Genomic DNA, 8,829 nt, shown 5'->3' with positions numbered 1-8,829 from the left:
GCCCGTCCGGCGGTTGAGGACGAGGCCGTTCAGGCCGAAAGCGGGGGTCTGGGGGCGGCAGCCCCCAGCGGATGGCGCGGACACCCCCGGCCACAGCCCCGCCCAGCGGCCCGGCACTGCCCGCTTGGCGGAGCCGTTACGCTGGGGGTGTGGCAGTCGTCGATGTATCCGAAGAGCTCAAGTCCCTCTCCTCGACCATGGAGTCGATCGAGGCCGTTCTGGACCTCGACAAGCTGAGGGCAGACATCGCCGTGCTCGAGGAGCAGGCGGCCGCGCCGTCCCTGTGGGACAACCCGGACGAGGCGCAGAAGATCACCAGCAAGCTGAGCCATCTGCAGGCCGAGGTCAGGAAGGCCGAGGCGCTGCGGGGGCGGATCGACGATCTCGCCGTGCTCTTCGAGATGGCCGACGAGGAGGACGACCCGGACACCCGCGCCGAGGCCGAGTCCGAGCTCGCCGCCGTCAAGAAGGCGCTGGACGAGATGGAGGTCCGGACGCTCCTGAGCGGGGAGTACGACTCCCGTGAGGCGCTCGTCAACATCCGCGCCGAGGCCGGCGGCGTCGACGCCGCCGACTTCGCGGAGAAGCTGCAGCGGATGTATCTGCGCTGGGCGGAGCAGAAGGGCTACAAGACCGAGCTCATCGAGACCTCGTACGCGGAAGAGGCCGGCATCAAGTCGACCACCTTCGCCGTGCAGGTGCCGTACGCCTACGGCACTCTCTCGGTCGAGCAGGGCACCCACCGGCTCGTGCGTATCTCGCCCTTCGACAACCAGGGGCGCCGCCAGACGTCCTTCGCGGGCGTCGAGGTGCTTCCCGTGGTCGAGCAGACCGACCACATCGAGATCGACGAGTCCGAGCTGCGTGTGGACGTGTACCGGTCGTCCGGGCCCGGCGGCCAGGGCGTCAACACCACCGACTCCGCGGTGCGGCTCACCCACCTCCCCACCGGCATCGTCGTCTCCTGTCAGAACGAGCGGTCGCAGATCCAGAACAAGGCCACCGCGATGAACGTCCTCCAGGCCAAGCTGCTCGAGCGCCGCCGCCAGGAGGAGCAGGCCAAGATGGACGCCCTGAAGGGCGACGGCGGCAACTCCTGGGGCAACCAGATGCGTTCGTACGTCCTGCACCCGTACCAGATGGTCAAGGACCTGCGCACCGACTTCGAAGTCGGCAACCCCGAGGCCGTGTTCAACGGTGAGATCGACGGGTTCCTCGAGGCCGGAATTCGCTGGCGCAAGCAGCAGGAGAAGTAGCCGAGCGAAGTAACTTTGTCGACTTGCCAACTGCCGCCCCACGGGCGGCAGTTGCTGTTTGTCTGGGTTTTACATCACACTCACAGGTTCCAACTCGATGTAAACGAGACGCAAGTGGACATTGCGCACGCAACGCCCTTGACGTTGCTTTGAAAAATCGGAAGGGTAAAGCGCGGCATGCGTATCTCTGGGGCGCATGTGAACCGGGGGAATTTCGCAGCGCAGCTACCTCCGTCGATCACGGCCCCCGAGCGCCGCCCAACTGACGAGCAGCTACTGGGGGTAGCAAACACATGACGAACAAGACGCGGATCCGTGTCGCGCGGATTGCCGCGGGTGCCGTGATCGCCGCAGGCGCCTCGCTGACCGCTGCGGGTGTCGCATCCGCCGACGACTGCGGTCTCCTGGGCATCTGCATCACGCCGGCGCCGACCGACCCGGCACCGACGGATCCGGCCCCGACCGGTCTGCCCACGGACCTCCCGACGGATCTTCCGACGGACCCCACCGACGAGCCGACCGAGCCGACGGAGGAGCCGCCCACCACTCCGCCCACCGACAACCCGACCTCCGAGCCGACCAACCCGGGCAACGGGAACGGCAACGGGAACGGGAATGGCAACGGGAACGGCAACGGCAACGGGAACAACGGTGGTGGCAACTCCAACACCAACCCCGACGGCAACTCCGGCACCTCCGCCCAGGACGAGGGCTCCTCGGTCCTCACGGACACCGGCTCGAACACCGCGACTCAGACCAAGGGCAACGGTCAGCAGCTCGCCGAGACCGGTGCCGGTCAGACGACCTTCCTGATCATCGGTGCGGCCACCATGATCGCCGGTGGCGTCGGCTTCCGCATTCTGCCGCGCCTCGTGGGCGGCCGTGGCGGTGCGGCTGCCTGACGGTAGCCGTGCGCACACGCCATGTGTGCGACGACGTACGACGAGGGGCCCGGAGCGTGCATCGCTCCGGGCCCCTCGGGCGTCTCAGTGTCCCTGTGCCGCGCCCTACGCGGTCTGGTGCGCCAGCAGCGCCACCGCCGCGATCATCACCGCCAGCAGTGCGATCAGCGCCATGGGGTTGAGCCCCGCGAAGAAGTTCTCCTGCTGCAGCCGCTCGCGGTTCGCGCGGCACACGGGGCACCGGCCCTCGCTCACGGGCGCCGCGCAGTTTGCGCACACCAGCCGGTCGTACGTCATGCGCTCGCCCTCCTTGCGAATACGTTCCACTGGGAGAACGGTTTGTGGTTGCCGAACGTTCCCCTCTCTACTGTGCCAGGTTCCTCCGGAGGTCGCGCGGGTTCCTCCCGGCGGGTGCGCGGGGGCGCCTCCAGGGGGGATGTGAGGCTTGTCTCGCGGCTACCGGCCGGTGGGGGCTGGTCGCGCCCCGCGGCGGAGCCGCAGATCGATACAGCCCCGCGCCCCTTAAAATCGCTACCCACCCGGCACAAAAGGCACAACCCACCCCCAACCCCAACCGCTGCCTGCGCTTGTGCACCCGACTCGCGTATGGTCACGCTCATCTACCCCCGGCGACCCGTGGTGCATCCGTGATCCGATTCGACAACGTCTCCAAGGTCTACCCCAAGCAGACCCGTCCTGCACTCAGGGATGTGTCCCTGGAAGTGGAGAAGGGCGAGTTCGTGTTCCTCGTGGGGTCCTCGGGCTCCGGAAAGTCCACCTTTCTGCGGCTGATCCTCCGCGAGGAGCGGTGCAGCCACGGTCAGGTGCACGTTCTGGGCAAGGACCTCGCGCGCCTGTCCAACTGGAAGGTGCCGCAGATGCGCCGCCAGTTGGGAACGGTGTTCCAGGACTTCCGGCTGCTGCCGAACAAGACGGTGGCGGAGAACGTCGCCTTCGCGCAGGAGGTCATCGGCAAGTCGAAGGGCGAGATCCGCAAGTCCGTGCCCCAGGTGCTCGACCTCGTCGGGCTGGGCGGGAAAGAGGATCGGATGCCCGGTGAGTTGTCCGGTGGTGAACAGCAGCGCGTGGCCATCGCGCGCGCCTTCGTCAACCGGCCCAAACTGCTCATCGCGGACGAGCCGACCGGCAACCTCGACCCGCAGACCTCCGTCGGCATCATGAAGCTGCTCGACCGGATCAACCGGACCGGCACCACCGTGGTGATGGCGACGCACGACCAGAACATCGTGGACCAGATGCGCAAGCGCGTCATCGAGCTGGAAAAGGGCCGCCTCGTCCGCGACCAGGCACGCGGCGTCTACGGCTACCAGCACTGACCGCCACGTCCACGGAAAGGCTCAACCAGTCGCCATGCGCGCACAGTTCGTACTCTCCGAGATCGGTGTCGGTCTCCGCCGCAACCTGACCATGACCTTCGCGGTCATCGTCTCCGTCGCCCTGTCCCTGGCCCTGTTCGGCGGGTCGCTCCTCATGAGCGACCAGGTCAGCACCATGAAGGGCTACTGGTACGACAAGGTCAACGTCTCGATCTTCCTCTGCAACAAGAGCGACGCCGAGTCCGACCCCAACTGTGCCAAGGGTGCGGTCACGGACGACCAGAAGAAGCAGATCCTCGCCGACCTGGACAAGATGACCACCGTCGTCCAGAAGGTCACCTACGAGTCGCAGGACGCGGCGTACAAGCACTACAAGGAGCAGTTCGGCGACTCCCCGCTGGCCAGTTCCCTCACACCGGACCAGATGCAGGAGTCGTACCGGATCAAGCTGAAGGACCCGGAGAAGTACCAGGTCATCGCGACTGCCTTCGACGGGCGTGACGGAGTGCAGTCCGTTCAGGACCAAAAGGGCATTCTGGACAATCTGTTCGGGCTGCTCAACGGCATGAACTGGGCCGCGCGGGCCGTGATGGCGCTGATGCTCGTCGTCGCACTGATGCTGATCGTCAACACGGTGCGCGTGTCCGCGTTCAGCCGCCGGCGCGAGACCGGGATCATGCGCCTGGTCGGTGCCTCGGGCTTCTACATCCAGGCGCCGTTCATCATGGAAGCGGCGGTCGCCGGGCTCATCGGCGGAACGGTGGCGTGCGGATTCCTGGTGGTCGCGCGGTACTTCATCATCGACCACGGTCTGGCCCTGTCCCAGAAGCTGAATCTGATCAACTTCATCGGCTGGGACGCCGTTCTGACCAAGCTGCCGCTCATCCTCGCCACGAGTCTGCTGATGCCCGCGCTTGCCGCGTTCTTCGCGCTGCGCAAGTACCTGAAGGTGTGACGCATGCCAAGAGGGCCGTACGGTCAACCGGCCGTGCGGCCCTTCGCGTTGTCCTAGACTCACCGGCATGTCAGGTCGTGACCTGTTCTGCCAGCCCCGCCGCATCCGCCGCGGGGCCGTCCTGACATTGGTCTTCGCGAGCGTGCTCGTCGCGGGCGCGGCGACCGGCTCCTTCTCCGAAGGCGACCGGAAATCCCCGTCCGGTGCGGCCCGTTCGGCCGTACCCGCCGGTCATCACGAGGACGTGGCGAAGGCCGCCGAGGAGGCCATGGCCGACGGCAAGTCCCCGATGGAGGCCGCCGAGCGCGCGGTCAGCCGCAGCGGGGACCGCTGGGGAGCCGTCTACTCCGAGGGCGAGTACCAGGAGTTCGAGGAGGCCCTCGACGGCCAGTACACCGGCGTCGGCCTGTGGGCCCGGCGCGAGCGGGACGGCCGTATCGAGGTGACCAAGGTGGCCGCGGACTCGCCCGCGGCCGCCGCCGGGATCCGCAAGGGCGACCGGCTGCGGAGCATCGACGGCGAGAAGGTCGACGGGCAGCCCGTCACCGAGGTCGTGTCGTTACTGCGCGGCGACGCCACCGACGCGGCCGCCGGTACGGCGGTGCGGCTGGGCCTGCAGCGCGGCACGCGCACGTGGATCGAGACCTTGCGCCGCGCCCATCTGTCCACCGATTCGGTCACCGTTCGGAAGCTCGCCGACGGAGTCACCGTGATCAGGATCGCCGCGTTCACCAAGGGCTCCGGCGACGTGGTCCGCACCGCGGTACGGCAGGCCCCCGCCGGCGCGGGGATCATCCTCGACCTGCGCGGCAACTCCGGCGGCCTGGTCACCGAGGCCGTCACCGCCGCCTCCGCCTTCCTCGACGGCGGCCTCGTCGCCACGTACGACGTCAACGGAGAGCAGCAGGCCCTGCATGCCGCCCCCGGCGGCGACACCACCAGACCCCTGGTCGCACTCGTCGACGGCGGCACGATGAGCGCGGCCGAGCTCCTCACCGGCGCCCTCCAGGACCGCGGCCGCGCGGTCGTCGTGGGCTCGCGCACCTTCGGCAAGGGCTCGGTGCAGATGCCGAGGCAGCTCCCCGGCGGCTCCGTCGCCGAACTGACCGTCGGGCACTACCGCACCCCCTCCGGCCGCAGCGTCGACGGCCGGGGCATCACTCCCGACCTGGATGTCACCTCGCAGGGGCAGGCGGCCGTGGAGCGGGCCGAGACCGTGCTCGACGGACTGGGCGACGCCGACTAGACAGCCGTTAAAGGGCTGGCCCGCACACCCCCGCGTAGTGCGAAAATGGACGGCACTATGAGCAAGGGAATGTACGTACCGAAGGAGTCCCAGCCCAAGCAGGGCGGGGCGGCCGCGAAGGCCAGGGACGGCGAGAAGGGCGGCAAGCGCAAGATCGTCGCCCAGAACAAGAAGGCCAGGCACGACTACGCGATCGTCGACACCTACGAGGCCGGCCTCGTGCTGACCGGCACCGAGGTCAAGTCGCTGCGCGAAGGACGCACCTCGCTGACCGACGGCTTCGTCCAGATCGACCGGGGCGAGGCGTGGCTGCACAACGCCCACATCCCGGAGTACCACCAGGGCAGCTGGACCAACCACTCCGCGCGCCGCAAGCGCAAGCTGCTGCTGCACCGCGAGGAGATCGACAAGCTGGAGTCCAAGGCGCAGGAGACGGGTCACACGATCGTGCCCCTCGCCCTGTACTTCAGGGACGGCCGCGCGAAGGCCGAGATCGCCCTCGCACGAGGCAAGAAGGAGTACGACAAGCGCCAGACCCTGCGGGAGAAGCAGGACCGGCGGGAGTCGGACCGGGCGATCGCGGCAGCGAAGCGGAAGCAGCGGGGCGCGTAGCCGCCGGGAATACGGTGGCATCGACGGGCGTTGGTCACGTACGATGGCACCAACACCGGCTGAACCCGGTGTGAGCATTGAAAACACAACATGGGGATGATCGGTTTCGACAGCGGCTGTCGAAGCAGGGGAAGCGTGTCGAGGAAGCGGCAATGATCTCGTAAACCATATGTCGCAAAAAATAATCGCCAATTCCAAGAGCGATTCTCCCGAGCTTTTCGCTCTCGCTGCCTGATCAGGTAGTGATCGAATAGCTCCTTAATGGGAGTGTCAGCCCGGGGCTGTTCCCGACCCGGATCCTGGCATCAGCTAGGGGACTAAACCTTGATCCCGGTCACGGGGTGAAGAGGGAAATCAAACAGTGACTGGGCCCGTCGGCGACTTGTTCGCGTGATCGCCGGGGCCGAGAAAATCGCAGCGAACTGCACACGGAGAAGCCCTGATTCCGCACCGTTGGACGCGGGTTCGATTCCCGCCATCTCCACTCATCCCATGTGGGCAAGGCCCCGTCGCTTTCGAGCGGCGGGGCTTTGTCGTGTACACCTTCACAGAACCCCCACAGGTGCCCTAAGGTGATCGCGACCGGCGACTGGGGGGAACCAGACCGTGCGGGACCAGTCCGGGCCCTACTTCGAGAAGTACGACTCCGATTTTGGGCTCAGTGGCCTGACCGAGTCCTTCGCCCTGTCGACGGCGCCCGGGACTCAGGAGGCGGCACTCGGTCTCGTCACCGAGAAACTGATTGCCTACGACGGTGAGACGCCCGTCGACACCTCGGGCATCGAGCGGCTCAGTGAGGACGAACGGCACATCCTCGGGTTCGACGTGTTCCACGACGACTTCGGGTATGCCGAGGAGCTCCGGGCGGACCTGGCCAAGCTCCTGGACTCCCCGCTGTCCGACGAGGTGCTCGGCGCCGTGTGGCTCGCCGCCACGGGAGGCGCGTGGGAGCCGCAGGCGCACGGAATCGGCGTGCGCGACTGGCTCGCGCGGATGGACGCGACCTGCGCGGCCCGTCCGCCCCGCGTGATGGTGGGCCGTGCGCCGGGTCCGTCGTGGTCGTTCTGGCGGCTGCCGGCCGTCGAAACCGTGCGGGACGCGATCCTGGCGGAGATCCGCGCGTCCGCCGGGGAACTCCCCGGCCTCACCCCGGCGCTCGAGGAGGTCGCCGCCCGGGCCGACCTCGATCTCGGGTTCCGGCTCTTTCTGCGGGCGCTCAAGACGGCAGCCGTGCCGGTCCCGGAGGAGCGCTGCAACAGGCTCTGCGACCTCGGTGAACCGTTCGGATATCCCTTCCAGGTCGTCTACGGGGGGCTCACCGTCGTGTGGCGGCCCCTGGAGGTCGCGCGGCGTCTCTTCGACGATGACTTCGGGTTGTCCGAACTCGCCGGGCAGTTCGACCCGGTGGGGGAGCGGTCCGTCCCGGCGCCCGAACTCCTGCACCGGAGCGTCGTCGCCGACGGTCATCGCATCCCCGGCGTCCAGGCGCCCGTGCTGTGGGAGGACACCGTCCGGCTGCTTCGGTCCTCGCTGTCCGGGGACACCCTGACCACGCTCTGGGCCGCCGCGTCGAACACGGACCCCGGCCGCTTCGCAACCGACGGACCGGGCTGGCTGCGCAGGATCGCCGAGGCGTGCCGGGCGCGGCTGGCCGAGGCCGCCCCCGGGCACACCCCTGTCCTGCCCCCGATCCGGGCCGACCTGGCGGACGCTGTTGTGCACGAACTCCGGGAAGCCGCACCCCTGTTGGAGCCCGAGCACGCGACCGCCCTGGAGCAGGTCGTCGTCCAGGTCGACCCCGACCTCGGATTCCGGCTGCTGCTGAGAGTCCTGAACACGGCGTCCGGGTCACTCACCCAACGGCAGTACGCCCGCTGCCGGGCCCTCGGCGAACGCTTCGGCTACGGCGAGGATCACGTGTCGGACGCGATCGAGCACCTCGCCCAGGACGAGTGACCGCCGGGCCGGCCCCGCCCCGCACCTCTGCATGGCCGCACGGCCGCACCCCACCCCACGAAGGACCCGCCCACGCATGTTCCTGATCCGTCTCCTGCCCAAGCTGCCCCGCGAGATCTGCCTCGCCGTCCTCGGGCTCATCGGCGGTGTCTACCTGGCCGGCCACGGCATCGTCCAGGCCCACGCCGAACTCACCGGCAAGCCCGGAACCGTCCAGGTCACCGACTGCCACCGCGCCACCGGAGCGTGGAGCGACCTCTGGGAGGACGGATGGGCCTGTGCCGGGGCGTTCGAGTCCGACGACCACCGCGTGCGGATCGCCGCCGTCGGGATCGACGGCATCCTGACGTCGCCTCCCGACAAGCCCCTCGCCGTCCGCGTCGACGGGGCCGCGGCCCGCACCGCGACCCAGGACAGCTCCGGCCGGTGGAAATGGCCCGCCCTCACCGGCGTCGTCGTGCTCGCCTGCACCGCCTGGCGGATCCGCTCCATCCGAGGGCTGCTGCGTGAGCGCCGCGCCGGCGCGGCCGTACACCCGGTTCCCGCCTGAGGGTCTGCTCCCGCG

Annotated in this window: 9 protein-coding genes and 1 other RNA gene; 9 read left to right on the top strand and 1 reads right to left on the bottom strand. The window is 68.4% G+C overall.

Annotated features, from left to right (window positions below):
* Nucleotides 1-149 precede the first annotated feature (149 nt).
* Together prfB and ACWC1K_RS30880 are read left to right on the top strand one after the other, a co-directional pair.
* Nucleotides 150-1,256 (top strand): peptide chain release factor 2, encoded by a 1,107-nt coding sequence (gene prfB, locus ACWC1K_RS30885; protein WP_450836237.1) that lies wholly within the window; start codon nucleotides 150-152, stop codon nucleotides 1,254-1,256.
* 293 nt (nucleotides 1,257-1,549) lie between these two features.
* Complete coding sequence (locus ACWC1K_RS30880) at nucleotides 1,550-2,158, top strand: hypothetical protein (protein ID WP_450836235.1); 609 nt, start codon at nucleotides 1,550-1,552, stop codon at nucleotides 2,156-2,158.
* A gap of 105 nt (nucleotides 2,159-2,263) precedes the next feature.
* On the opposite strand, the gene ACWC1K_RS30875 is transcribed toward ACWC1K_RS30880, so the two are convergent.
* Entirely contained in the window at nucleotides 2,264-2,455 is a 192-nt protein-coding gene (locus ACWC1K_RS30875; RefSeq protein ID WP_450836245.1) for a hypothetical protein, read from the bottom strand.
* Nucleotides 2,456-2,805: 350 nt separating this feature from the next.
* On the opposite strand from ACWC1K_RS30875, the gene ftsE reads away from it, so the two are divergent.
* The 7 genes from ftsE (at nucleotide 2,806) to ACWC1K_RS30840 (ending at nucleotide 8,814) form a co-directional block, all read left to right on the top strand.
* Nucleotides 2,806-3,495: a cell division ATP-binding protein FtsE gene (gene ftsE, locus ACWC1K_RS30870; protein ID WP_030943440.1), complete on the top strand. Its 690-nt coding sequence runs from the start codon at nucleotides 2,806-2,808 to the stop codon at nucleotides 3,493-3,495.
* A 34-nt stretch (nucleotides 3,496-3,529) separates the two neighbouring features.
* Nucleotides 3,530-4,450: a permease-like cell division protein FtsX gene (gene ftsX / locus ACWC1K_RS30865; protein WP_390664063.1), complete on the top strand. Its 921-nt coding sequence runs from the start codon at nucleotides 3,530-3,532 to the stop codon at nucleotides 4,448-4,450.
* A gap of 67 nt (nucleotides 4,451-4,517) precedes the next feature.
* Nucleotides 4,518-5,696 carry a S41 family peptidase gene (locus tag ACWC1K_RS30860; protein ID WP_450836233.1) on the top strand — a complete coding sequence of 393 codons (1,179 nt, stop codon included), beginning with the start codon at nucleotides 4,518-4,520 and terminating at the stop codon, nucleotides 5,694-5,696.
* Nucleotides 5,697-5,765: 69 nt separating this feature from the next.
* Entirely contained in the window at nucleotides 5,766-6,308 is a 543-nt protein-coding gene (gene smpB / locus ACWC1K_RS30855) for an SsrA-binding protein SmpB (RefSeq protein ID WP_030943448.1), read from the top strand.
* A 92-nt stretch (nucleotides 6,309-6,400) separates the two neighbouring features.
* Nucleotides 6,401-6,795: a transfer-messenger RNA gene (ssrA, locus tag ACWC1K_RS30850) on the top strand.
* Nucleotides 6,796-6,914: 119 nt separating this feature from the next.
* Nucleotides 6,915-8,264, top strand: a complete 1,350-nt coding sequence (locus ACWC1K_RS30845) for a hypothetical protein (RefSeq protein ID WP_450836231.1) — start codon at nucleotides 6,915-6,917, stop codon at nucleotides 8,262-8,264.
* Nucleotides 8,265-8,340: 76 nt separating this feature from the next.
* The gene (locus ACWC1K_RS30840; RefSeq protein ID WP_450836229.1) at nucleotides 8,341-8,814 is read left to right on the top strand and encodes a hypothetical protein; all 474 of its coding nucleotides are present in this window, start codon (nucleotides 8,341-8,343) and stop codon (nucleotides 8,812-8,814) included.
* Nucleotides 8,815-8,829: the final 15 nt, after the last annotated feature.

The sequence above is a fragment of the Streptomyces sp. NPDC001492 genome (assembly GCF_053597275.1).
Note: the sequence above shows the minus strand (reverse complement) of the source record. Positions and strands in the feature narration are given on the sequence as shown.